Origin of the sequence: Mesorhizobium sp. M0239 (assembly GCF_040321815.1) — a bacterium.
GTDB lineage: Bacteria > Pseudomonadota > Alphaproteobacteria > Rhizobiales > Rhizobiaceae > Mesorhizobium.
Genome location: NZ_JAMYSG010000005.1, coordinates 228,704 through 253,560, shown reverse-complemented (window position 1 = coordinate 253,560; position 24,857 = coordinate 228,704). Strand labels below are relative to the sequence as shown.

At 62.9% G+C, this 24,857-nt stretch carries 22 protein-coding genes and 1 pseudogene; 15 read left to right on the top strand and 8 right to left on the bottom strand.

Going from position 1 to position 24,857, the window contains the following annotated elements:
* Window positions 1–230 precede the first annotated feature (230 nt).
* Both NKI99_RS07075 and trhO read right to left on the bottom strand, forming a co-directional pair.
* Complete coding sequence (locus NKI99_RS07075) at window positions 231–968, bottom strand: tellurite resistance TerB family protein (protein ID WP_127809400.1); 738 nt, start codon at window positions 966–968, stop codon at window positions 231–233.
* 116 nt (window positions 969–1,084) lie between these two features.
* On the bottom strand, window positions 1,085–2,005 hold the full coding sequence (gene trhO, locus NKI99_RS07070; RefSeq protein ID WP_352610352.1) for an oxygen-dependent tRNA uridine(34) hydroxylase TrhO: 921 nt from the start codon (window positions 2,003–2,005) through the stop codon (window positions 1,085–1,087).
* A gap of 297 nt (window positions 2,006–2,302) precedes the next feature.
* Between trhO and NKI99_RS07065 the strand changes: the two genes are divergently transcribed.
* Window positions 2,303–2,941: a 2-dehydro-3-deoxy-phosphogluconate aldolase gene (locus NKI99_RS07065; RefSeq protein WP_352610349.1), complete on the top strand. Its 639-nt coding sequence runs from the start codon at window positions 2,303–2,305 to the stop codon at window positions 2,939–2,941.
* A 73-nt stretch (window positions 2,942–3,014) separates the two neighbouring features.
* On the opposite strand, the gene NKI99_RS07060 is transcribed toward NKI99_RS07065, so the two are convergent.
* The 3 genes from NKI99_RS07060 to NKI99_RS07050 all read right to left on the bottom strand — a co-directional run bounded on the left by NKI99_RS07060 (window position 3,015) and on the right by NKI99_RS07050 (window position 7,141).
* Window positions 3,015–3,206, bottom strand: a complete 192-nt coding sequence (locus tag NKI99_RS07060; protein WP_023810050.1) for a hypothetical protein — start codon at window positions 3,204–3,206, stop codon at window positions 3,015–3,017.
* A gap of 165 nt (window positions 3,207–3,371) precedes the next feature.
* Window positions 3,372–5,198, bottom strand: a complete 1,827-nt coding sequence (locus NKI99_RS07055; protein WP_352610346.1) for a peptidoglycan L,D-endopeptidase MepK — start codon at window positions 5,196–5,198, stop codon at window positions 3,372–3,374.
* Window positions 5,199–5,605: 407 nt separating this feature from the next.
* Entirely contained in the window at window positions 5,606–7,141 is a 1,536-nt protein-coding gene (locus NKI99_RS07050) for a sigma-54-dependent transcriptional regulator (RefSeq protein WP_352610343.1), read from the bottom strand.
* Window positions 7,142–7,316: 175 nt separating this feature from the next.
* Here NKI99_RS07050 and NKI99_RS07045 point away from each other — a divergent pair, with 175 nt between their 5' ends.
* From NKI99_RS07045 to NKI99_RS07025, 5 genes are all read left to right on the top strand, one after another.
* On the top strand, window positions 7,317–9,149 hold the full coding sequence (locus NKI99_RS07045; RefSeq protein ID WP_352610340.1) for a M3 family oligoendopeptidase: 1,833 nt from the start codon (window positions 7,317–7,319) through the stop codon (window positions 9,147–9,149).
* 361 nt (window positions 9,150–9,510) lie between these two features.
* Window positions 9,511–10,269 carry a helix-hairpin-helix domain-containing protein gene (locus NKI99_RS07040; RefSeq protein WP_352610338.1) on the top strand — a complete coding sequence of 253 codons (759 nt, stop codon included), beginning with the start codon at window positions 9,511–9,513 and terminating at the stop codon, window positions 10,267–10,269.
* A gap of 181 nt (window positions 10,270–10,450) precedes the next feature.
* The gene (locus NKI99_RS07035; protein WP_352610335.1) at window positions 10,451–11,596 is read left to right on the top strand and encodes an aminodeoxychorismate synthase component I; all 1,146 of its coding nucleotides are present in this window, start codon (window positions 10,451–10,453) and stop codon (window positions 11,594–11,596) included.
* A complete protein-coding gene (locus NKI99_RS07030; RefSeq protein WP_023810056.1) occupies window positions 11,545–12,207 on the top strand; it encodes an aminotransferase class IV family protein in 663 nt (220 codons plus the stop codon). The genes NKI99_RS07035 and NKI99_RS07030 overlap by 52 nt, the downstream gene beginning before the upstream one ends.
* Window positions 12,208–12,210: 3 nt before the next feature.
* A complete protein-coding gene (locus NKI99_RS07025; protein WP_352610332.1) occupies window positions 12,211–13,131 on the top strand; it encodes a heme-dependent oxidative N-demethylase family protein in 921 nt (306 codons plus the stop codon).
* On the opposite strand, the gene NKI99_RS07020 is transcribed toward NKI99_RS07025, so the two are convergent.
* Both NKI99_RS07020 and NKI99_RS07015 read right to left on the bottom strand, forming a co-directional pair.
* Entirely contained in the window at window positions 13,128–13,571 is a 444-nt protein-coding gene (locus NKI99_RS07020; RefSeq protein ID WP_031212814.1) for a hypothetical protein, read from the bottom strand. The two genes, NKI99_RS07025 and NKI99_RS07020, sit on opposite strands and share 4 nt — an antisense overlap.
* Window positions 13,572–13,666: 95 nt before the next feature.
* Window positions 13,667–13,996 carry a MoaF-related domain-containing protein gene (locus NKI99_RS07015; protein WP_023810059.1) on the bottom strand — a complete coding sequence of 110 codons (330 nt, stop codon included), beginning with the start codon at window positions 13,994–13,996 and terminating at the stop codon, window positions 13,667–13,669.
* A 213-nt stretch (window positions 13,997–14,209) separates the two neighbouring features.
* Between NKI99_RS07015 and NKI99_RS07010 the strand changes: the two genes are divergently transcribed.
* From NKI99_RS07010 to NKI99_RS06970, 9 genes and pseudogenes are all read left to right on the top strand, one after another.
* Window positions 14,210–15,241 (top strand): LacI family DNA-binding transcriptional regulator, encoded by a 1,032-nt coding sequence (locus tag NKI99_RS07010; protein WP_164892874.1) that lies wholly within the window; start codon window positions 14,210–14,212, stop codon window positions 15,239–15,241.
* A 219-nt stretch (window positions 15,242–15,460) separates the two neighbouring features.
* Entirely contained in the window at window positions 15,461–16,906 is a 1,446-nt protein-coding gene (locus tag NKI99_RS07005; RefSeq protein ID WP_352554016.1) for a homospermidine synthase, read from the top strand.
* Window positions 16,907–16,991: 85 nt separating this feature from the next.
* A complete protein-coding gene (gene omp10, locus NKI99_RS07000) occupies window positions 16,992–17,372 on the top strand; it encodes an outer membrane lipoprotein Omp10 (protein ID WP_352610329.1) in 381 nt (126 codons plus the stop codon).
* 187 nt (window positions 17,373–17,559) lie between these two features.
* Window positions 17,560–19,545 (top strand): 5'-nucleotidase C-terminal domain-containing protein, encoded by a 1,986-nt coding sequence (locus NKI99_RS06995; RefSeq protein WP_352610326.1) that lies wholly within the window; start codon window positions 17,560–17,562, stop codon window positions 19,543–19,545.
* Between the two features lie 236 nt (window positions 19,546–19,781).
* Complete coding sequence (hemH, locus tag NKI99_RS06990; RefSeq protein ID WP_023810064.1) at window positions 19,782–20,846, top strand: ferrochelatase; 1,065 nt, start codon at window positions 19,782–19,784, stop codon at window positions 20,844–20,846.
* A 52-nt stretch (window positions 20,847–20,898) separates the two neighbouring features.
* Window positions 20,899–21,240 (top strand): annotated as a pseudogene (locus NKI99_RS06985) (FAD-dependent oxidoreductase); the annotation flags it as partial.
* A 40-nt stretch (window positions 21,241–21,280) separates the two neighbouring features.
* Window positions 21,281–22,111 (top strand): NAD(P)/FAD-dependent oxidoreductase, encoded by an 831-nt coding sequence (locus tag NKI99_RS06980; RefSeq protein ID WP_352610323.1) that lies wholly within the window; start codon window positions 21,281–21,283, stop codon window positions 22,109–22,111.
* Between the two features lie 121 nt (window positions 22,112–22,232).
* A complete protein-coding gene (locus NKI99_RS06975) occupies window positions 22,233–23,183 on the top strand; it encodes an SPFH domain-containing protein (protein WP_127259978.1) in 951 nt (316 codons plus the stop codon).
* An 11-nt stretch (window positions 23,184–23,194) separates the two neighbouring features.
* On the top strand, window positions 23,195–23,659 hold the full coding sequence (locus NKI99_RS06970) for an NfeD family protein (protein ID WP_023810067.1): 465 nt from the start codon (window positions 23,195–23,197) through the stop codon (window positions 23,657–23,659).
* A gap of 52 nt (window positions 23,660–23,711) precedes the next feature.
* On the opposite strand, the gene NKI99_RS06965 is transcribed toward NKI99_RS06970, so the two are convergent.
* Complete coding sequence (locus NKI99_RS06965) at window positions 23,712–24,713, bottom strand: KpsF/GutQ family sugar-phosphate isomerase (RefSeq protein WP_127414279.1); 1,002 nt, start codon at window positions 24,711–24,713, stop codon at window positions 23,712–23,714.
* Window positions 24,714–24,857 lie beyond the last annotated feature (144 nt).

The following is a 24,857-nucleotide window of genomic DNA, read 5'->3' as shown; positions in this document are numbered from 1 at the left end:
TGCTCGACTGATTTTCGGGTTTTGGCTCGAAAAAGGAAGGCATCGCAAATGACGGCGGCGATGGCAAGCGTGTCCATCCGATCGGGCCGACAAAAAGGGCGGCCATTGGCGACCGCCCCTGATCTGAACCGGGCTTGGGAGGAGGAAAAGCCGATCCGACTGTGTTGAATGATGCGCTTGCTGGGTTAACGAGAGGTTAACCCGGAAAGTGCCTCCTGTGCCGTTTTGGCCTACCAGCGCGGATTGGGTGATGTCCCTGCCTTGGCCGGCACCTTGGCCGCCGAAACCGTTGCCTCGACATGGTCGACCAGCGCGTCCGGCAGGCCGAGCCGGCCTGCAAGCAGGTCGAGATAGCCACGCTCGGCGCGGGTGTCGGGATCGATGGTCAGGCGCGATGCCGTGTAGAGTTCGAGCTTCTGCGCGTCGGTCTTGGCGCCGGCCACCAGCGTGTCGAGGTCGAGCGGGCTTGCCAGCTCCGCCATCAGGAACTTTTCGGCATCGGAGTCTATGCCGGCCAGGCTGAGCTTGCCGGCGATCTTCTGGCGCTCTTCATCGTCGATATGGCCATCGGCCTTCGCCGCCGAGATCATCGCCCGTATCAGGGTCAGCGTGAATTCGTCCTCGCCTTGCGGCGCCTGCGACGGGTGGAAGGCGGTGTCCTTGGGCGGCGGCAGCAATTCCGGTTCGCCGGCCGCCGGTGCTTCGGCGGGTGCGTTGCCGGCCTTGTAGTTCTGGTAGGCCTTGTAGGCGAGACCGCCGATGGCAGCCAGTCCGCCAAGCTTCACCGCGGCGCCCGTTACGTTACGACCGGCACCAGTTCCAAGTAGCACGGCGGCCAGTGCGCCGGCGGCCAGCGGATTGTCCTTGGCCATCTGCACGGCCTGCCCCGCCTTGTCGCGAACGGTGCCGCTGGTGCCGGGGATTTGCGAGCCGAGCAGATCGTCGAGAAGCTTCTTGGGATCGAACATTCAGTGCCTCCAGGATTTGCCCGGCCGAACGGGCAGGTTTCGAACGTCGAAGACGTAAGTCCCGAAACTTGACATTGCAATGACAGCGGCCGCTTTGCAGCAGCTCGATGCCTGGATCAGGAGCCGATATGCGGCTCTCTGCCCCGCGCCTGCGCAAGCTCGACCTGGCGCTGGCGCTCGGCATAACGCTGGCGGTCCTCGTCCGAACGCGCATCGAAGCAATGCGGGCAGGAAATACCGGCGGCGAATTTGGGCGACGTCAGGTCGCCCGGCGTCAGCGGGCGGCGGCAGGCCCGGCACAGTTCCGCTTCGCCCTCGGCGAGGCCGTGCGACACCGAAACGCGCTCGTCGAAGACGAAGCACTCGCCTTGCCAGAGGCTCTGTTCGGAGGGAACCTCTTCCAGATATTTTAGGATGCCGCCCTTGAGGTGGAACACGTCCTCGAAGCCGAGCGACTTGACGTAGGCGGTCGCCTTTTCGCAGCGTATGCCGCCGGTGCAGAACATCGCGACCTTGCGGCCCTCGAGCTCCGCCCGGTGCGCTTCCACCCAGGCCGGGAACTCGCGAAAGCTTGACGTGGCTGGATCGACCGCGCCCTTGAAGGTGCCGATCGACACCTCATAGGCGTTGCGCGTGTCGATGATGACAGTGCTGGGCTGCGAAATCAGCGCGTTCCAGTCGGCCGGCGCGACATAGGTGCCGGCACTTTTCGAAGGATCGATGTCGTCGACACCCATGGTAACGATCTCGCGCTTCAGCCGCACCTTCATGCGGTGGAACGGCATGTCCGCGGCTGCGCTGTACTTGACCTCGAGGCCAGCCAGCCCTTCGATGGCTTCAAGGTACAGGATCAGTTCGGCAATTGCCGTCTCGCTGCCGGCGACGGTGCCGTTGATGCCTTCATGCGCCAGAAGCAGCGTGCCCTTGATGCCGCGCCCGCAGCAGAAGGCGGCGAGCGGCGCGCGCAGTTCTTCGAAAGCGTCGAGCCGGGCAAACCGGTAGAGCGCTGCGACGCGGAAGGGCGGAAGGGATGTCATTGCCGAAGCCACTAAACGCTCACGAAAGCCGATTCAAGGCAGAGCAAGCATCCTGTTCGGAGGTCACTGGCGCAAATCTGCACCATGGGCGAATTTGTACCATAGCTGAGGTCAGGGAGTCAAGAAAAAATTCCTATCCTGAAACAAAACTGCCGACACCGCCGAGCTGACAGCCGCCTTTGTGAGCTAAGCCTGGCGAGCATGGGCGACGCGTGACATCGCGACACGGCCGGTTTCGTGGACAGGAAAACGGCCTTCTGCTAATCGGTTGAATTGTCCCACGCCACGGAGAGACACATGCCCAGCAAGACCGAAAAACTCCTGTCGCTCCTCAACGGCCAGCCGGTCATCCCGGTGCTGAAGATCTCTGATGTCGCCAATGCCGTGCCGCTGGCGCGCGCGCTGGCGCGCGGCGGCCTGCCGGCAATCGAGATCACGCTGAGGACCGCCGATGCGCTGGAAGCGATCCGGCGGGTCGCTGGTGAAGTCGAGGACGCCATCGTCGGCGCCGGCACCATTCTCAATGCCAGGCAGTTCGAAGAGGCGGCTGCCGCGGGCTCGCGCTTCATCGTCAGCCCCGGCATCACCCGCGAGCTTCTGTCGGCAGCCGCCGGCAGCGATGTTCCGTTGCTGCCCGGCGCCATCACACCCGGCGAGATCATGGCCGCGCGGGAAGCCGGCTTGCGCTTCCTGAAATTCTTCCCGGCCGAGCAGTCGGGCGGCATCGCTTCGCTGAAGGCCTTCGCCTCACCGCTCGCCGATGTGAAATTCTGCCCGACCGGCGGCATCTCGGCCAAGAACGCGGCTGACTATCTAAGCCTGCCCAACGTGGTCTGCGTCGGCGGTTCCTGGGTGGCGCCCGACGACCTCGTCAAGGCCGGCAAGTGGGACGAGATCGAAGCCCTGGCGCGCGCGGCGAGCAAGCTTGCGAAATAAGGCTTCGGCCACGGCACGAAAAAACCCGGCCGACTCGCGTCGACCGGGTTTGCCAAATCGGCTCCGAACCGGATCAGCTACAGACCCGAACCTTTTCAACCACCCTGTGGTGATGCTTCCAGCTTGTGACCACCTTGGTCCGGCAATGCTTCTTCATGTGCATACGGTCATGAGTCTTGACGACAATGGTCTCGGCCTGCGTAGGGGCGATGGCCGCCGAAGCGGTTGCCAATGCGATGACCGATGCCAATAGGATGTTCTTCATGGATCTCCCCGGGTTTGAACGAACCTACATTAACCCGGGGAATAGGCCGACCGTTCCGGCTTCACGAGAAGTTCAGCCGCGCGTGACCGTGCGGGCTGGCCCGGTTCGCTGAACAACAAAAAGCCGCGCTGGTTGCCCGGCGCGGCTTTGTCGATTGATTTGCCGTCACTTGGTCTGGAAGCGGGCCACCGACATGAACTTGACGGCGTTGCCGGTGAAGCGATTGGCATCGGCCACCTGGCTGCTCGGCTGGAAGCCGGCCGTGTAGACCTCGCTCGGCGGCGTGTGCACGATGCTGTAGGCGTAGCCCGGCGCCGTCGTCGCGCTTGAAACGGTGGCGACATGCTCGCCGCTGGTCAGCGCCCAGCGGGCGGCCTGCGGTGCGGCTGCAACCACCATGGCCTTGGGGCCTGGCTTCAGGTCGCGGGCGGTGGCTCTCGATTCCTTGCGGGTCGTCTTGACGCCGGCGCCGATCGCGGCGGCCGGATCGGAACCGGCCGGACGGGCAACGACAGCATCGCGCGGCGATGCGGCGTTGGTGCCCGGATCGTTGAACGCCGAACGCGGCTCGGATCCGGACAAGGAAGCAAGCTGGTAATCGGCCGCACCGACCTGTGCATTGGCCTCGTCGAGCACGGCCTTGACCGCATCCGGCCTGGCCATCTCGGGCCGCGCCGTCGGCAGCACCGAGAACGCATCGGTCGCGGTCTTGCCTTGATCAGCCGTCTCGGCCAGCGCCATCAGCACATCCTTGCTGGGCGGCGCAGCCAGAGCGGCCGGCAGCGAATTGTCGGGACGCCATGTCGGCAACGGTATGTTGTTGACCGCGATCTGGGCCGGATTAGCCGAAGCCGTTGCATCGGCCAAGCCGAAAGGAACGCTCGCCGGCGCATGCGCGGTCGCCACGGCCTGCTCGGTGGTGGCTGTCGCCTCCGCCATCGCAAAAGGAACGTTCTCAGGCTGCTGAGCGCCGACATCGGCTTTCGGCCGCGGTGCGAAATCCGGCAGCGGAATGCTTCGGGCCGGCAATGCCGCGATGATCGTCTCCGGCGTGTCCTCTTCCGGCTCCGGAGCCTGCTGCTCGGTCACCTGCGGAATCTCGGCGCGCCGCGCATTCTCCGGCGCCACGATGGCAATGCCCGGGAGGTTGCTGGTCTTGGCTGCCGCTGCCGGCTTCAGGTTTCTCGCCTTGGGCGGGGGGGCGGCCGAAGCGGTCTGCACATCGGCGCTGTCGTCGGCCTCGTCGTCGCCGCCGCCGCCAAAGAAAGCCGACAGGAAGCCACCTGACTTCTTGCTGCTGCCGCCAGCACTGGCCATTTCGATCGCCGGCGAGCCTGAACCCTTGCGCGCCTTGTAGGAGGCGAGCGCCTGCTCAAAGCCGGGCAGCGGCCTGCCGTCGCTCGGCACATGCAGCGTCTTGCCATTGGGGAACAGGCTGACCAGTTCCTGCCGGCTGATACCCGGCCAATGGCGCACATTGCCGACATCCATGTGGACGAACGGCGAACCGGATGACGGATAGTAGCCGACGCCGCCGCCCTGCATCTTGAGACCGATGTTACGCAGCTTCTTCAGCGGCACGCCGGGGATGTAAAAATCCATCGCCTTGCCGAGCATGTGCTGGCTCTTCTCGGCGACGCCCCTGCTGCGGCCGCGCAGCATCGAGTTCGTCGACGGCGAACGATAGCCGCAGACGACCTGGATGTAGTCCGTGGCACCTGCTTCCCGATATGCCTCCCAGACCAGATCCAGCAGACGCGGATCCATCTTGGTCGGCTCGTTGCGACGCCAGTCGCGCAAAATGATGTTGATCTTCCTGAGACCCTCGGGAACGTAGCGGCCGTTGCGCTTGTAGACGATCTCGGCCTTCTCATGGGTGTGGAGATGATAAAGCTTCAGCGACCGTGTTTCGGCGCTGGCTCCGCTCGCAGCCGCGGCAACAAAACCAAAAGCGACAACCAACACTGCCAGCCACTTCGGCCAGACGCTCAAATGATGGTGCCGCCTGTTTGTGTGTCGTTCGATTCTGTTCAAATCAAAAGGCCTTGCAGGCTGCCGTTTGTCCCCGGATTTGTCCAAACGGATGTGGCATTAGCACACCCGAATATCGATCCTAATGGTTAATCATCGCTTATTGAAGCCGAAATGCGGTAACACCGTGGCGATATCCCGTCAAAAATTGTTCACAAGGTTTCTTGGTAAACCGCTGGTTTAGATCAGATTTTCGCCTTCGCCCCGAACACGATCTGTTACCGTTAGCCTTAATGCGTGAACAGAGCTGTCCATGACACAGCACAATGCCGCTGAAACGGCGATACAAGGGCTGTTATGGCATTGCAAGCTGGCACCGGCCTTGTGGCAAAGCCGGATTCCGGGCCGAAGCTCAGCCTGGCATCGCCCTAGGAGGCGAGTCGGTCCACGCGGCCTGTCTCCGGATCGATGCCGTGTTCCTTGAGCTTGCGATAGAGCGTCGAGCGGCCGATCCCGAGTCGGCGGGCGACTTCGCTCATCTGTCCGTTGTAGTGATCGATGGCAAGCTTGATCATCTCGAGTTCGACATCGGCAAGTGCCCGCACATTGCCGCGCTCGTCGAGCGCCCGCAACGTGCCGAAGCGAGGCTGCAGCCTTGCCGGCGGATCGAATGCGATTGCCGGGCCGCCCTCGCCGGGCAAGGCTTCGTCATCGCGCCCCTCCAAAGACAGGGACGGCGACGGCGCGTCGCCGTCCATATCCAGGTTGACGGTGCCTTCCACTTGCGCCCGTATCTGCGGGAAGTCCTCGGCGGAAAGCACATCGCCTTCGCAAAGCACCGAGGCCCGGAAGACGGCATTTTCGAGCTGCCGGATGTTTCCGGGCCAGTCATAGGCCTGCAGCACGGCGAGCGCTGCCGCCGAAATACCTTGCAGGCGATGACGCGGGTCGGCCGGCGCCACCTTCTCCATGAAATGGGTGACCAGATACGGGATGTCGTCGCGGCGGTCGCGCAGCGGCGGCACGAAGATCGGGTAGACGTTCAGCCGGTAGAACAGATCCTCGCGGAACTTGCCGTCCTTGACCTGCTGCAGGAGGTTGCGGTGCGTCGCCGAAATCAGCCTGATGTCGACCCTGACGGTCGAGCGTCCGCCGACCGGGTCGACCTCGCCGTCCTGGACCGCGCGCAACAGCTTGACCTGCACGTCGAGCGGCAGGTCGCCGATCTCGTCGAGGAACAGTGTGCCCGAATGCGCTTCGACGAACTTGCCCGTGTGCTTGTCGGTGGCGCCGGTGAACGAGCCCTTCTCATGGCCGAACAGGATCGATTCGACCAGATTGTCGGGGATGGCGCCGCAATTGACCGTGACGAAGGGTTTCGAACGGCGGTCGCCACTGCCCTGGATGGCGCGCGCCACCAGTTCCTTGCCGACGCCGGACTCGCCCTCGATCAGGATCGGGATGTTGGATGCCGCTGCTTTCTGGCCAAGGCGGATCACCCTGTCCATGGCCGGGCTGTGCGTGATCATGTCCTTGAAGGTCAGGAGGCCGCCGCGCCGGCGCGACGTGCGCTTGACCTCGCCCTCGACGGCCTCGACCTTGAGCGCATTTCCGATCGACGCCTGGAGCCTGTCGGGAGACGCCGGCTTGACGACGAAATCGAAGGCACCGTGACGCATCGCCGAAACCACGGTCTCGATGCCGCCCTGCGCGGTCTGCACGATGGCCGGCACGTGGATGTCGCGCTCGCGCATCGCCTTCAGCACGCCGATACCGTCGAGACCGGGCATGACCAGATCGAGGATGACCACCGACACCTCGCGGGCGCCGGGTCCATCGAGGATATCGAGAGCGGCCGCGCCGCCGTCGACGACGATTGCGCTGTAGCCGAACCGCGTCACCGCCGCTTCGAGCAGCCGGCGTTGCACCGGATCGTCATCGACTATGAGTATGGAACCTGTCATGACTGGTATGACTGCCCGCCCGAGGAATTCTGCCCTGTGGACCATCTTGGCACAGGGTTCTAAATAAGGTTTCAAAAAACCCGGTGAATGAATTCCTTAGGATTTGACCGGCTTCTCGTTTCCCCTCGAACCTTGGCCACGGAAGGTGTCGGCAATGCATAAGGATTCTGGGCACATGGTTTCCGCACGGCGGCTGACGGCGCCGGCGTCCGGTCAGGGCGCGGCCGAGCTGGGCGACCTGCCGGAATGGAACCTTGCCGACCTCTATGCCGGCATGGACGCGCCAGAACTGAAGCGCGACATCGCCAAGGCCGCGACTGATGCGACCACCTTCGAGAACCGCTGGAAGGGCACACTGGCCGCCGAGGCCGAGCGCGGCAGCGCCGGCAGGCTGGGCGAGGCGCTTGTCGCCTACGAGGCGCTGGAGGAACTGATCGGCCGCATCGTCTCCTATGCGGGACTGGTTTATGCCGGAAACACCGCTGATCCCCAGCGCGCCAAGCTCTATGGCGACGTCCAGGAGAAGATGACCGACGCCAGCGCGCACCTTCTGTTCTTCGCGCTCGAACTCAACCTGATAGACGATGCGTCGATCGAAGGCGCGCTCGCCGGCGACCCCGCCTTCGGTCACTACCGGCCATGGGTGCTCGATCTGCGCAAGGACAAGCCTTACCAGCTCGAGGACCGCGTCGAGCAGCTCTTCCACGAAAAGTCGATCACTGGGCGCGGCGCCTGGAACCGCCTGTTCGACGAGACGATGACCGACCTTCGCTTCGACATCGACGGCGAGGACCTGACGCTGGAGCCGGCGCTGAACCGCTTGCAGGATGCCGACGGCGAGGTGCGCCGCCGGGCGTCCGAGGCGCTGGCCACGACCTTCCGCAAAAATTTGCGCACCTTCACGCTGATCACCAACACGCTGGCCAAGGACAAGGAAATATCCGACCGCTGGCGCGGCTTCGAGGACATCGCCGATTCACGCCATCTCGCAAACCGCGTCGAGCGCAGCGTGGTGGACGCCCTTGCTTCCGCCGTTCGCGATGCCTATCCGCGCCTGTCGCACCGCTATTACGCGATGAAGGCGCGCTGGCTGGGCATGGAGGTGATGAACCACTGGGACCGCAACGCGCCGTTGCCGGATACGCCCCAGGCGATCATCGGCTGGGACGAGGCCAGGAACACGGTGCTGTCCGCCTATCAGCGCTTTTCGCCCGACATGGCCGAGATCGCACGAACCTTCTTCGACCGCAACTGGATCGACGCGCCGGTGCGGCCCGGCAAGTCGCCTGGCGCCTTCGCGCATCCGACCGTACCGTCGGCGCATCCCTATGTCCTGCTCAACTACATGGGCAAGCCGCGCGATGTGATGACGCTGGCGCACGAGCTTGGCCATGGGGTGCATCAGGTGCTGGCCGGCGGCCAGGGCGCACTGATGGCCTCGACGCCGCTGACGCTGGCCGAGACGGCATCGGTCTTCGGCGAGATGCTGACCTTCCGCTCGCTGCTCGACCAGACCACCGACCGGCGCGAGCGAAAGGCCATGCTCGCCCAGAAGGTCGAGGACATGATCAACACGGTCGTACGCCAGATCGCCTTCTATGAATTCGAGCGCAAGGTGCATGCCGAACGCAAGAACGGCGAACTGACCTCCGACAGGCTCGGTCAGTTCTGGCTCGAAGTGCAGGCCGAAAGTCTGGGTCCCGCTATCAAACTGCGCGAAGGCTACGAGGTGTTCTGGACCTACATCCCGCACTTCATCCATTCGCCCTTTTATGTCTATGCCTATGCTTTCGGGGACTGCCTGGTGAACTCGCTCTACGCCGTCTACCAGAACGCCGAGCGCGGCTTTCAGGACAAGTATTTCGAAATGCTGCGCGCGGGCGGCACCAAGCATCATTCCGAGCTTCTGGCACCCTTCGGGCTCGACGCAACCGATCCCGCCTTCTGGCAGATCGGACTTGGCGTCATCAGTGGCCTGATCGACGAGCTGGAAGCGCTCGACACCTGAGATGCGTCCCTCAGGCGTCGCTCTAACAGTTTAGCCGGAATGCATGTTGGGACAGCTCTACTATCGCCCTAAATATCTGTTCTTGAAGTACTCTCCACCGAAGTTTTCCGATAGCTTTCCACAAGCTCTATGATAGCCTTCGCTCCAAGCTCAGCCGGAGCGCATGCGGATCGGCGAGGAGAAATCTCAGCCGGCCGTGGCGCTCAGGCGAACGCGACAACGGCCGTTGGCCATGGGCAAGCAAAGCCGATCGCCGCAGCTCGAACCGAAGCCGGCTGTTCTGCTTACCGCGGAACCACCAAGAGTAGTCCTTCGCCGAAGGTCATGACCCACGGCAGACGGATCTGACTGGAGAGAGACAATGGGCACTTTTTTCTACGTGGTCCTGGCGTTCCTGATAGGCGTGTTGGTCGGTTGGTTCCTTTGGGGGCGCCTGCGCGGTGAACTCGACAGCTTGCGCGGCGACCTCGACCGTACACGCAGCGAACGCGACAGGCTGCGCACCGACAGCGACCGCCTGACCGGCGAACTCGATGCATGCGGCAAGACCCGCGCCGACCTCGAGCGCCGGCTGCGCGACGCGCCGGCCGCACCTGCCGCCGGAAGCAGCGCGGCAAAGCCGGCAAGCAAGGCGCCGGCGGCCCTGATGTCGACCCCCGCGCCGGCCAAATCCGCCGCCACAAAGCCCGCGCCGGCTAAACCGGCCGCCGCTGCGAAAGCGGTCTCTGCCAAGCCGATCTCTGCCAAGGCGGTCTCTGCCAAGCCGGCGGCGAAACCCGCCGCCACCAAAGCCTCGGCTCCAGCCAAATCCGCGACGAGCAAGCCTGCAACAACAGCCAAGCCAGCAGCCGGCCCAGCATCCGGCAAGCCCGACAATCTGCGCCGGCTGATCGGTATCGGTCCGGTCAACGAGAAGCTGCTCAAGGCGCAAGGCGTCACCAACTTCGCCCAGATCGCGTCCTGGACCGCGGCCGATATCAAACGGATCGAGGACGTCATGAATTTCGACGGCCGTATCGCGCGCGAACGCTGGATCGAGCAGGCCAAGCTGCTCGCCTCCGGCAACGAGAAGGAATTCGCCAAGCAGTTTCCAACAGCCGGAACCACCGGCAACAGCTGATCGCTGGCGAATATTGAAGATTGCAAGCGGCGGCGCCATATAGGCGCCGCCGTTTGCTCTTGGTTCCTGAGTTGGCCCTAAGGTCGGCTTTAAGAGGCAGCGTGCCGTTCCCTCGATTGCGCGCGGGCGGCACCCCATATAGAGCGGTTGATGGCTTCATTGACCGCAGCATTCGGTGCCCATGTCCCTGCCCGCCGCAATTTTTCGCAATGACAAAAGCGCGCGCCAGCTCGTTTTCGACCGGCCGGCCGATATCATCGTGGCGCACGAAGCAGAGGATTTCGAGCAGGCTCTGAAAGCAGCACAAGCCGCGCATGATGCAGGCAAATGGCTTGCCGGCTATTTCTCGTATGAGGCGGGCTACCTGCTCGAACCCAAGCTCGTTCCCCTGCTGCCGAACGGACGCCGCTCCCCGCTCGTGTGCCTTGGGGTTTTCGATGCCCCGGTCGAAGAGGCGGTGCCGCCGCGCGACACCACAGCCACCAATGGCCCGATCTTCGACGCCCGTGCGACGTGGTCGCCCGAGGATTATGAAAAACGCTTCTCGCGACTGCACCAGCACATCCGGCAAGGTGATTGCTACCAGGGCAATTTGACCTTTCCCGTGCATGCGCAGTGGTCGGGCGAGCCGCTGGCCGCCTTCAATGCATTGACCGAACGTCAACCGGTGAAATACGGCGCGCTGATCGCGCTCGGTGAACCCATCGTGCTGTCGCGCTCGCCTGAACTGTTCTTCGAGATCGACGCCGAGGGCATGATCGAGACGCATCCGATGAAGGGAACGGCACCGCGCGGCGCCACCAAAGCCGAGGACGAACGGCAGAAGATCTTCCTGCGCAATGACGAGAAGAACCAGGCCGAAAACCGGATGATCGTCGATCTCCTGCGCAACGATATCTCGCTGATCAGCGAGGTGGGCACGCTGGACGTGCCGGCGCTGTTCCGCATCGAGACCTACCCGACCGTGCACCAGATGGTAAGCGACGTCAGGGCCAGACTGCTGCCGGGTCTCTCTATCCGCCAGATCTTCGCGGCGCTGTTTCCTTGCGGTTCGATTACCGGCGCGCCTAAGATCCGTGCCATGGAGATCCTGCGCGATCTGGAAGGCACGCCCCGCGATGCCTATTGCGGCGCCATAGGCTGGATCGCGCCCGGCGGCCCGATGCGCTTTTCCGTGGCGATCCGCACCATCTCGCTCTTTTCGGGCGGCGAGGCCGTCTACAATGTCGGAGGCGGCGTCGTCTTCGATTCGACGGCGCAGGAGGAGTATCAGGAGTGTCTGCTGAAAGCGCGCTTCGCGACGGGAACACCGCCGACTTTCAGTTGATCGAGACCATGCGCTGGGAACCCCGCCCGGGCTTCCTGCGCTTCGATCGCCATCTTGCGCGCCTCTACGGCTCGGCGGCTGAGCTCGGCTTCCGCTGTGATCCAGGCACGGTCGGCGAGGCGCTGAGCAGCGCGGTCAGCGGTTCCGGCGTTGCCATGCGCACGCGGCTCGTCCTGTCGCATGATGGTAAGGTGGCGGCCTCGGCGCAGCCTTATGAACCGCTCGCCGCCGACAAGGTCTGGACGCTGCGGCTGGCGCGGACGAGGCTCGATTCACACGACACGCTGCTGCGCCACAAGACCAGCCGACGACAGCTCTACACGCATGCCCGCGCCGAATATCTCGTCACCCAGACCGACGAGGTGCTTATGGCCAACGAGCGCGGCGAGATCTGTGAAGGCACGATCACCAATGTCTTTGCCGATCTCGGCGACGGCGTGCTGGCCACACCCCGGCTCGACTGCGGCCTGCTGCCTGGTGTATTGCGCGCGCAGCTTCTGGATGAAGGCCGCGCCCGTGAAGCCGTCTACAGCTACAGCGACCTGAAGTCGGCCAAAGCACTTTTTGTCGGCAATTCGCTGCGCGGACTAATCCCTGCGAGACTGATCTGAAGCATGACCTCTTTGCCCACCCACACGCCCTATGACGGCTCGTCGAAACTCTTCAGCATCGGGCTGAAGCCGCTCGATCCGGCGGACTGGATCGAGATCGACGACCATCTGCTGCCGTATCTCGCCGAGAAGTACCGGCTCTATGCCGAAATCCCCGAGCGGGTTTTTGTCGAGGAGGACGGCACGCGGGACGCTCAGCAGGAGGTGCTCGACTTGCTCAGTGCGCATCTGTTGGACAGGTTTCCAGAAATCTATCGGTGCATCGGATCAGGCGTCGAGGTGGTGGGCGCGGCGCGCCGTCTGCCTGCTTCCCTCGCCGAGGCTCCGCTGGCCAAGGCCTCACAGCTCATCCAGGAGGACCTGATCCTGATGCGCCGCGGCGACAATGGCTGGCGTCTCGTTGCCGGCTCGCTGTGCTTTCCCTCGTCCTGGTCGCTCCTGGAAAAATTCGGCAAGCCGCTGCACGACATCCACGCGCCGGTGCCGGGTTTCGGCCCGGGCACGCGTCCGGCGGAACTCATCAACCGGATGTTCGATGGCCTCCAGGGGCAGGCCGTCGAGCGCTACAACTGGTCGATCCAGTCCGATAACGCGCTCTACCATCCGCTTTCCGACCTGCAGCGCATCGACCGCGCTACAAATCGGCGGTCGCGCTTTCCCGATGGCGACATCGACGCCCATGCCTTCATCCGCGTCGAGCGGCAAACCCTGCGCAAACTGCCTGTTTCACGCGATATCCTGTTCACCATCCGCATCCATCTCGACCCGCTCGCCGTGCTGGCCAGGCACCCTGATCGGGCGAAGCTCGCGGCGTCTTTCGCCGCCCAGCTCAAGGCGCTCGATCTCGCGCAGCTCGACTACAAGGGCCTGACATCAGACCGCGATCGGCTAGTCGACCGGCTCGGGGCGCTGGCGCTGTCCTAAATCGCGGCTAGGCCCAGCAGCAGGATCGCGGACATCGCGCTAAAGACGGTGACGTTGACATCCCACCGCCAACCCGCCGGTCCGAACGGCGGTCGGAATGGCAGATAGCCGTTCTCGTCGTAGAGCACGCCGCCATAAATCGGTCGTGAGAGCATTGCCACGAAGAACGCTCCGTACATAGCGACGCCCAATCCCCCTGCGAGATAGAGCCGCTCGGCTTCGAGTGGCCCCTCGATCCAGATAAGCCCCAGCGCAATCAGCGCAACTCCGGTGTAGCTCAGCACCTGCCAAACGACGTGAAACCGGGCGTGCGGGGTCCACAGCGGATTGGTGGCGTGGGTGGCGTTGAGGTCGGCTTTGATCGTCACCACACCGTAGCCCACGGTCGCGACGCTCAACAGAATTCGGGCAAGCAGATGACTGTCGTAAGCGAGTTCCATCGCACTTTCCTCCTCCATTAGGGAAATCGATGACAGGCACTTCAGCAGATCGGAGTCCGGCCGCACGCGGTCGGCCGGGCCAAGACGCGGCAGTGTCACGCCACCGCAACGGATTGAATGGCACCTTGGGCACAGAAGAGCTGCCCATCGGCCAGACGCGCATAATTATGGACGATCCCGTTTTCATGATCCTGCAACTGCACGATGAAGTTGCCGCTCTGCTCCGTCCAGCTCATGAGAACGAGGTTCGGGCGTACGCTGGTCATGTCGATCTTGACCATCTCGTCAATTTCGGTGGCACCGATCGACGCCTGCACATGCAATTCCTCCGGCGAGAAAAACGTCAGCCGGGGTACGAACGGGCCGAAAACGCAGTCGAAAGACTTACCGACAAGCGAGGCTGGAAAAACATTGGTTTCTGCCATGACTCTCTCCTTGGGCATGGCCGCCGCTGTGACCAAGCCTTTTGACAATCTCCGTTGTTTCAGACGCGAAATATAGCAGATATGTTTATTTGGAGCGCTCCAAGTGATACGATCCCCCTTTTTCACTTTCGAGTCAACGAAATTCTTGGAGCGCTCCAAAAAATGGTCTAACTGAAGGGAAATGGGTGAATCACAATGCCAACGCTAGCCGATGTGGGCAAGGCTGCCGGTGTCTCCCGGGGCACTGTTTCCAACGTCTTCAACCGGCCGGAACTGGTCAGGCCTGAATTGCGCCAACGTGTTGAAGCGGCCGCGAGAGCGCTCGGATTTGGCGGCCCCGACCCGAAAGGACGATTGCTGCGGGATGGCAAGTTCAATGCCATCGGGTTCATGCCACCTGGCGCCTACGCCATCGCCGAGGTGATGAGAAGCCCCTATGGCCGCGAGTTGGTGCTGGGCGTTTCGCTCGCCTGCGACGAGGCCGGAACGACGCTCAGCCTTGTAAACGGCACCGACAATACCCGCTTCGCCAGCATCCGCGAGGCCCTCGTTGACGGCTTCATCCTTGGTCACAGCGGGGACATCGGTCTCATAACATCGGCACAACGACGGCGCCTGCCCTTCGTCATTCTCGAAAATGACGCAGGTCCCGACATCAATTCGATAAAGATCGACGGCAGAAGTGGCGCGGTCGCCGCCGTCCGGCATCTGACCGGGTTAGGGCACCGGCATTTTGCCATCCTTTCCATACGGAGGACTCCAGGCCCTCCGATCGTGCACATGCCCGGACAGGCAGAGCGCCCGCTTCTAGCCGGCTTCTCACTCGACGACGAAAGGCTCGACGGTTTCAAACAGGGTTTGGCGGAGGCGAACTTGTCGATCGACGATGTTCCGATCATCGAGACGACGCCGGGCGATCCATCTGCTGGGGCGGTGGTATTCGACAATGTGCCCGAAGCAACCGCAATCCTGACCATGTCGGATTGGCAAGCGATCACAATACTCGACGAGGCGGTTCGTCGTGGCATAGAGGTGCCGCGCCATGTGTCGGTTATCGGCTTCGATGGCACTGCCGAATCCGCACGCACCACGCCTCCGTTGACGACTGTCGCGCAAGACGTGATCGGAAAAGGCAGGCTCGCCGCCCGCATGGTTCTTGACAATCAACCGCCCCGCCAAGTCGTTCTGCCCGTGGAACTGGTGGTTCGGGCGTCCACAGCCGCGCCGAGGGCAAAAATCCGTTAAACCGGTGCGCTTGGCGAATGGGCAAGCTCAGGCTCGGATAGAGCCACTCATCCACGGTTTCGGCCTTAACCACGTAGCCAACGCAGCGTAGCCGCTGGTTGGCGCTTTTCGCTGGTTTGTGACAATGATCTATGATGTAGCGCATGGCCGCCGGGCAGAAATTCCCGGTTTTGCGCGTGTTTTCCCAGTTTCCTGGGTTTTGAAGGAGTGCTCGATAAAATGGCGAATGAAAACTGGCCCGTTTACGGTGAGATCAGCGGCCCCGTCGTGATGATCGGCTTCGGCTCGATCGGCCGGGGAACGCTGCCGCTGATCGAACGCCATTTCAAGTTCGACAAGTCGCGCATGACGGTCATCGACCCGCGCGACACCGACCGCAAGCTGCTCGACGAGCGCGGCATCGCCTTCGTCCAGGAAGCGGTGACCGAGAAGAACTACAAGAAGCTCTTGACCCCGCTTCTGACCAATGGCGGCGGCCAGGGCTTTTGCATCAACCTGTCGGTCGATACCGGCTCGGTGGATCTGATGCGGCTCTGCCGCAAGCTTGGTGTGCTCTACATCGACACCGTCGTCGAGCCGTGGCTCGGCTTCTATTTCGACGCCAAGGCGGACAACGCCAGCCGCACCAATTACGCGCTGCGAGAGTCGCTGCTCAAGGAAAAGCACGACAAGCCCGGCGGCGCTACGGCGGTCTCCACCTGCGGCGCCAATCCAGGCATGGTCTCGTGGTTCGTCAAGCAGGCGTTGGTCAATCTCGCCACCGATCTTGGCCTGGAATTCTCGGAGCCCGCGCAGGACGACCGCGAGGGCTGGGCCAAGCTGATGAAGAAGGCCGGCGTCAAGGGCATCCACATCGCCGAACGCGACACCCAGCGCACCAAGAAGCCGAAGCCGATGAATGTGTTCTGGAACACCTGGTCGGTCGAAGGCTTCATCTCCGAGGGCCTGCAGCCTGCCGAACTCGGCTGGGGCACGCATGAGACGTGGATGCCGAAGAACGCCAAGAAGCACAAGCAAGGCTCGAAGGCCGCCATCTATCTGGAGCAGCCGGGCGCCAACACGCGCGTGCGCTCATGGTGCCCGACGCCCGGCGCGCAATACGGCCTGCTGGTGACGCATAATGAGGCGATCTCGATCGCCGATTTCTTCACCGTGCGTTCCAAGAAGGGCAAGGTGCATTACCGCCCGACCTGCCACTATGCCTACCATCCCTGCAACGACGCGATGCTGTCGCTTGACGAAATGTTCGGCGCCGCCGGCAAGCCTCAGCCGGTGCATCATGTGCTCGACGAGAACGAGTTGATCGACGGCGTCGACGAACTCGGCGTGCTGCTCTACGGCCACGACAAGAATGCCTACTGGTACGGCTCGCAGCTGTCGCTCGCCGAGGCGCGCAAGCTGGCGCCCTATCAGAACGCCACCGGCATGCAGGTCACCTCGGCGGTGCTCTCGGGCATGGTCTGGGCGCTGGAAAACCCCGAGGCCGGCATCGTCGAAGCCGACGAGATGGACTACAGGCGGTGCCTGGAAGTGCAGTCCCAGTATCTCGGACCGGTCAAGGGCTACTACACCGACTGGACGCCGCTCGATAACCGTCCCGGCCTGTTCCCGGAAGACCTCGACCGGAACGACCCGTGGCAGTTCCGCAACATCCTTGTGCGATAGCAGCACCGCCTACCTGCCTCACTGCCTTGCAATCGCCCGGAAATCGGGCGATTGAAGGGATGCGGACTGAGGAGAGGATTTTCATATGAACAACATTGCGCGCAAAATTCTTTCGATGAGCGTGGCGGGTGCCATTGCGACGATGCTCGCCGCCTGTGCGACCAGCGGCCCCGATGAACCGCCGATGGCAGCGGCGCCGAAAGGTGTCGAAGGCTCGTGGATCGATGCCAAGGGCACCGGCCTGTCGACCTTTGCCGGCGGCACCTTCACGACCGTGGCCACCGACACCGGCCAGAAGCTTGCCGACGGCAGCTACACGATGACCGGCGCCACATCGGTGCAGATCAACGGCACCTCGCTGATCCGCCAGACCGCGGTCAGCTTCAACTGCCTGATGGTGTCGACAAGCCAGCTCAACTGCACCAGCTCCAGCGGTCAGAATTTCGTGCTGACAAGGCGCGTCTGAACCCACGACCATTCGTTTTCCAAGGACGGCGGCCGGTTGGCCGCCGTCCTTTTTTATGCCGGCAAAGGGTCCCGGATTCCGCTTGCGTCATCCGGAACGCGATGGGAACATGGCCGAAGTGCCGGCTGTTATGTTCCAGTCAAGCAACGGCGCTAATGGCCTCTGATCAGCTTTCCGGGAGACGAAGATGAAGAAGCTTGCCGCCATTGCAGCCCTGTCAGCCTCAGTACTCGGCCTGTCGGCCGGCGCGTCCTTTGCCGACTACACGCTGAACATCCTGCATATCAACGACTGGCACAGCCGCATCGAAGGCAACAACAAATATGAATCAACCTGCTCGGCGGACGAGGAGACCAAGGGCGAGTGCATCGGTGGCGCGGGCCGGCTGATCACCGCGATCGCCCAGGAGCGCAAGAAGCTGGAAGGCCAGAACGTGCTGCTGCTCAGCGCCGGCGACAATTTCCAGGGATCGCTGTTCTACACGACCTACAAGGGCAAGGTCGAAGGCGAATTCCTCAACGGCATGAAGTTCGATGCCATGGCCCTCGGCAACCATGAATTCGACGACGGCGAAGTGGCCCTGGCGCCGTTCCTCGACATGATCAAGTTCCCGGTGCTCGGCGCCAATGTGAAGGCCAACGCGCAATCCAAGCTCGGCGACCGCATCAAGCCGTCTGTGGTCGTCGAGGTCGGCGGCCAGAAGATCGGCATCATCGGCGCGATCACCAACGACACGCCGGACCTCGCTTCCCCCGGACCCAACGTCACTATAGAGGACGACGTCAGGTCGATCACCGCCGAGGTCGAGAAGCTCAAGGGCGAAGGCGTCAACAAGATCATCGCCGTGACCCATATCGGCTACAGGCGCGAACGCGACGTCATTGCCAAGATCCCGGGCATCGATGTCGTCGTCGGCGGCCACAGCCATTCCCTGCTGTCGAACACCGATCCGAAGGCCGAAGGCCCCTACCCGACGATGGTCGACAATCCGGACGGCTACAAGGTGCCGGTGGTGCAGGCGGCGTCCTACTCGAAATATCTCGGCGAGTTCAAGGTGGTGTTCGACGACAATGGCGTCGTCAAATCGGCCAGCGGCGACCCGATCTATCTCGACAAGTCGATCACCCCCGACCCGGCCGTGCTCGCCCGCATCAAGGAGCTTGGGGCCCCGATCGAGGCGCTGAAGAACAAGGAAGTGGCGGAAACCACCGACGTCATCGACGGCAGTCGTGAGAGCTGCCGCACCCGAGAATGCGCGATGGGCAACCTCGTTTCCGACGCCGTCCTCGACCGCGTCAAGGGACAGGGCGTCGAAATCGTCATCTCCAATGGCGGCGGCCTGCGCGCCTCGATCGACAAGGGCACCGTCACCATGGGCGAGGTGCTGGCCGTGCTGCCGTTCCAGAACACGCTGGCGACCTTCCAGATTTCGGGCAAGGATCTGGTGGCCGGCCTCGAGGGCGGCCTCAGCCAGGTCGAGGACGGCGCCGGGCGCTTCCCCCAGGTCGCCGGCCTGAAATATTCCTTCGATAAATCCGTCGCGCCCAATGCCGGCCGCGTCAAGTCGGTGGAAGTCATGGAAGGCGGCGCCTGGACGCCGATCAAGCCGGACAAGGACTATCTGGTCGCAACCAACAACTATGTCCGCCAGGGCGGCGACGGCTACAAGATCTTCGCCGACAAGGCCAAGAATGCCTACGATTACGGCCCCGGCCTCGAACAGGTGGTTGCCGACTATCTCGGTGCCCACCGACCCTACACGCCAAAGCTCGACGGCCGCATCACCGAAATGGCCGCGACCGTCGCCGCGGCGCCTGCGGCCCCGGCAACCGATCCGGCTGCAGCCGCCAAGCCTGCTGAAGCGGCACCTGCAATGCCTGAGTTGCCGGCCAACTCGGGCGATATCGCCAACACACCACCGGCCATATCGACGGAAGGAGCACCTCCCCCGCCAGCGCCACCAGCCGCGCCGGCACCGGCCGAGCCGGCAAAGCCAGCGGAGGCGGCGCCGGCCGAAGCCAACCATGTCATCGTTGCCGGCGACACCTATTGGGATCTGGCCAAGAAGGCCTATGGCGACGGCGCCAAATGGAAGGTTATTTCGGGTGCCAACAAGGGCTATGAGCCGCGCCGGCTTCCTGTCGGCGCAACGCTGACCATCCCGCCGAAATAGCCTCGCTTATATGCCTGAATGACACCGTCCGTCCGAAAACCGGACGGGCGTCCTGTTTTCGGGCTAATGCATATCGCCCAAAAGTGAACTCGGTTTTGGGAGAACGACATGCATAAAAACAAAGACTTAAAGCGGGTCGTCTGAATCCATTCAGACAATCCGCTTTAAGGTGCGGCCAGACGCTGCATTGAATGCGCGCGCAAGATGGTTAGGTTCGCGTCTTCCGGAGAACCCTTATGACGCTTCCCACCCCTGCCGAACCCAAGGCCGCAAAGGCGCTCGGCCCGTTGCCCGCTGGGCACCCGCCGGTCAAGGCGGGCAGGATAGGCGTCATGCTGGTCAATCTGGGTACGCCCGACGGCACCGATTTCAAGCCGATGTGGCGGTATCTCCGTGAATTCCTGTCCGACCCGCGCGTCATCGAGCTCAACAGGGCAATCTGGTATCCGATCCTCTATGGCCTTGTGCTCACCACGCGGCCCAAGAAGTCGGGCGCCAACTACGCACGGATCTGGAACCGGGAAAAGAACGAGTCGCCGCTGCGCACCTATACCCGCGCCCAGGCCGAAAAGCTGGCCGAAGCGCTGAGCGACCTGCCTGATGTCGTCGTCGACTGGGCGATGCGCTACGGCAACCCTTCAACCGCCAGCATTGCCCAGCGTCTGGTCGACCAGGGCTGCGACCGCATTCTTTCCTTCCCGCTCTATCCGCAATATTCAGCGACGACCACGGCAACAGCCAACGACCAGCTGTTTCGCGCGCTGATGAAAATGCGCCGCGCACCGGCCGTCCGCAGCGTGCCGCCCTACTATGACGAACCGGTCTACATCGAAGCGCTGGCGCGCTCGATTGAACGGCATCTGGCGACGCTGGACTTCGAGCCGGAGGTGGTCATCACCTCCTATCACGGCATTCCAAAACCCTATTTCGAGAAGGGCGACCCCTATCATTGCCATTGCCAGAAGACGACGCGGCTGTTGCGCGAACGGCTTGGCTGGGATGACAAGAAACTGATCATCACCTTCCAGTCGCGCTTCGGCGCGCAGGAATGGCTGCAGCCCTACACCGACAAGACGGTGGAAAAACTCGCGCAGGACGGCGTGAAGTCGATCGCCATCGTCAATCCCGGCTTTTCCGTCGACTGCATCGAGACGCTGGACGAGATCGGCCGCGAGGCGGCCGAAACCTTCCACCATGCCGGCGGCAAGAATTTCGCCCATATCCCTTGCCTCAACGATAGCGCGGAAGGGATGGCGGTGATCGAGGCGATGGTGCGGCGCGAACTGTCCGGCTGGGTCTGAACCGGAACAACGCCTGCTCCGAGGCGTTAAGGCGCGCCCTCCGGAGAATGCGATGTCCCGCAAACTCGACCTCAGTAGTGGCCGGCCCGTCTGGTCCGCCTATCGGGCGCCTGCGGTGCCGACGGACAGTCTGACCCGAGATGTCAAGACGGATGTGCTGATCGTCGGCATGGGCATCAGCGGCGCCATGATGGCCGAGGCGCTGACGGCCGATGGCCATCGGGTGATCTGCATCGACCGGCGCGGCCCGCTGAAGGGCTCGACCGCCGCAACCACCGCACTGGTGGCATTCGAAATAGACCAGCCCCTTCTCCACGCTCTCGAAGATAGTCGGCAGAGCCTCGGCCCAGCAGGCCTGGCGACGCTCGCGGCTCGCCGTCTCCAATCTCGCCGGACGCATCGCCGAACTCGGCATCAACTGTGGCCTGAGCCGCATGCCATCACTCTATCTGGCCGGCACGATGCTTGGTCCGTCGGAACTGCGCGACGAGGCCGAGGCACGTCGGCTAGCCGGCATCGGCGCCATCTGCTTAACCCGACAACAGCTAGCCGAGAAATTCGGCATCGACCGCCAAGGCGCCATTCTCGGCCACGGCAACATCGCGCTCGACCCGCGCAAGCTGACGGCTGGGCTGCTGCTGAAATCCCTGGAGCGCAAGGCACGCTTCTATGCCCCCGTCGAAGCCACAATGCTCGAGGACAGCGCCGAAGCTGTTGTCGTCGCGACCAGGGACGGCCCGACCATAACCGCACGACATGTTGTTCTGGCCACCGGCTACGAACTTGTCGACATCGTGCCGGCCGCGGCCCACCGGATCATCTCGACATGGGCGATTGCGACACGCCCGCAACCGCGAAAGCTCTGGCCGGACGCAGCATTCATCTGGGAAGCGTCGGAGCCGTATCTGTATATGCGCACGACGGTCGACGGCCGGGTCATATGCGGCGGCGAGGACGAGGATTTTATCGACGAAGCGCGGCGCGACGAGCTGATCGCCGACAAGAGCACACGCATCGCCGAGAAGCTCGGCCTGATATTTCCGCATCTCGACACCAGACCCGATTTTGCCTGGGCCGGCTCGTTCGGCACCACGACCACCGGCCTGCCCTATATCGGCGCCATTCCCCGCCACCCGCGCATCCATGCGGTGCTGGGCTACGGCGGCAACGGCATCACCTTCTCGCAGATCGCTTCCGAGATCATCCCGGCTTCGATCAACGGGCTGGATGACACGGATGCAAGGTTGTTTGCCTTCAACCGCTGAGTGCAACCCTATAAACAATCCATCATCACCTGATTGTAACGCATCTGAAATACACCTAAGTCTTTGGTGAAGTCGGCAGCGCGAGAATGGCTTGTGCGGCCTTCGTCTGAGGGAGAGCCAAATGGATTTCAGTGGTTTCGATATTGCGGTTGGTGCACTTGCCCTTCTGGTATTGGTGCTGCTGATCAAAGGCATCAGGACAATCCCGCAAGGCTACAACTATACGGTGGAGCGCTTTGGCCGTTACACCAAGACACTGAGCCCGGGTCTCAATTTCATTTACCCGTTCATCGACCGCATCGGCGCCAAGATGAACATGATGGAGCAGGTGCTCGACGTTCCGAGTCAGGAAATCATCACCCGGGACAACGCCATTGTCGGTGTCGACGGCATCGCCTTTTTCCAGATCCTCAATGCGGCGCAGGCCGCCTATCAGGTTTCCGGACTGCAGAACGCCATCCTCAATTTGACGATGACCAACATCCGTACCGTCATGGGTTCGATGGACCTCGATGAACTCCTGTCGAACCGCGACGCCATCAACGAGCGCCTGCTGCGCGTCGTCGATGAGGCGGCCCATCCGTGGGGCATCAAGATCACCCGCGTCGAAATCAAGGACATCAACCCGCCGGCCAACCTTATCGAATCGATGGGCCGGCAAATGACGGCGGAACGCAACAAGCGCGCGCAGATCCTTGCCGCCGAAGGCCTCAAGCAGTCGCAGATCCTCGAAGCCGAGGGCCGCAAGGAAGCCGCCTTCCGCGATGCCGAGGCGCGCGAACGTTCGGCCGAGGCGGAAGCCCGCGCCACCCAGGTGGTGTCGGAAGCGATCTCCAAAGGCGATGTGCAGGCGCTGAACTATTTCGTAGCGCTGAAATACACTGAAGCGCTTGGCAGGATCGGCACGGCCACCAACAGCAAGATCGTGCTGATGCCCTTCGAGGCGTCGTCGCTGATCGGCTCGCTCGGCGGCATCGGCGAGATCGCCAAGGAAGTCTTCCGCAGCGAAGGCACCACCGGCTCGCAAAGGCAGGCCGCGCGCCCGCCGGTCGTTCGCCCAACCGACAACTGAGGTCGAAACCAATGATCGACCGCATCGTTTCCGAACTCGGCCCGTGGAACTGGATGGTACTCGGTTTCGTGCTGCTGGTGATGGAAATCATCGCACCGGGTATCTTCATGCTGTGGATCGGCATCGCCGCGCTGATCATCGGCGCCGTGTCGCTGCTGATCTGGGACGCCGGCTTCTGGACCTGGCAGGTTCAGGTCCTCGCCTTCCTGGCGCTGTCGCTGGTCTCGGCCTATGTCGGCAAAAAGCTGGTCGGCAGCCGCAACGACCCGACCGACCAGCCGCTGCTCAACCGGCGCGGCGCGCAAATGGTCGGCAGGATGGCGACACTTGCCGAGCCGATCCGGGACGGACGCGGCCGCATCAAGCTGGGCGATACGCTGTGGCGTGTCTCCGGGCCGGATTTGCCGGCCGGCACGCAAGTGCGCGTAACGGGTGCGGCCGATACGGATCTGGAACTGACCGTCGAGGCGGTCTGAACGAGCGCGCAGATTCAGGTCAGGCCGGCATCACCTGAATATCAGCACACCCTTAGGCGGCGCCGATGCGCAGCAGGTCGTGCAGGTGGATGAGGCCGACTGGTTTCCGGCCCTCCACCACCATCAGGCTGGTGATGGCTGAATTGTTGATCGTTTGCAGCGCCGTTGCCACCAGCGTGTCCGGCGTCGCGGTCTTCGGGCCTTTTGTCATCACCTGATCCACCGTCATCGCCAGCAGATTGCTGCCGATGTGACGGCGGATGTCGCCATCGGTGATGATGCCGACCAGCGCACCGTCGGCGTCGGTGATCGCGACGCAGCCAAACCCCTTGCGCGACAGTTCCAGGATCGCGTCCTGCATGCCGGTGCCCGCGACCACCAGCGGCAGCCTGTCGCCGACATGCATGATCTCGCGGATCTGCGTCAGGTTGGCGCCGAGCTGGCCGCCCGGGTGAAAGGTGCGGAAATGATCCGGCGTGAAGCCGCGTGCTTCGAGCAGCGCGATCGCCAGCGCGTCGCCCATCACCAGTTGCAGCAGCGTCGATGTCGTTGGCGCCAGGCCGTGCGGGCAGGCTTCCGGAGCGCGCGGCAAAAGCAGCACCACGTCCGCCGCCCGCGCCAGCGCCGATGTCTCTCCGGCGGTGATGGCGATCAGCGGAATGGAAAAGCGCCTGGAATAGGCGACGATGCCCATCAGTTCCTTGCTCTCGCCCGACCACGACATGGCGATGATGGCGTCGTCCCTGGCGATCATGCCGAGATCGCCGTGGTTGGCTTCTGCGGGATGGACAAAGAAAGCCGGCGTGCCGGTCGAGGCCAGCGTCGCGGCGATCTTCGAACCGATATGGCCGCTTTTGCCGACACCGGTGACGATGAGCCGGCCTTCAATCCCAGAGATCATCTCGACCGCCTGCGCGAAAGGCGCGGCCAATCCGTTCTCCAAGGCCTCGGCAAGGGCTGCAACCCCAGCCTGTTCTGTTGCCACCGTCCTCAGCGCCGAAGCGATCGAGGCTTGCCTGTCCGAAGGCTTCTTATCCAGGGATCCCGCATGCATGGCTGATGCGATTAGCGCTTTGCCGGCGCGCTGTCCAACAGAAATGGCCCAAGGCGTGTTGCCCGAACGTGTGCGGTGGTTTTTGACGACGGCAGGGGCGAAAACCAAAAGCTTGACGCACGCGGTATGATTCCCTTTGGAAAT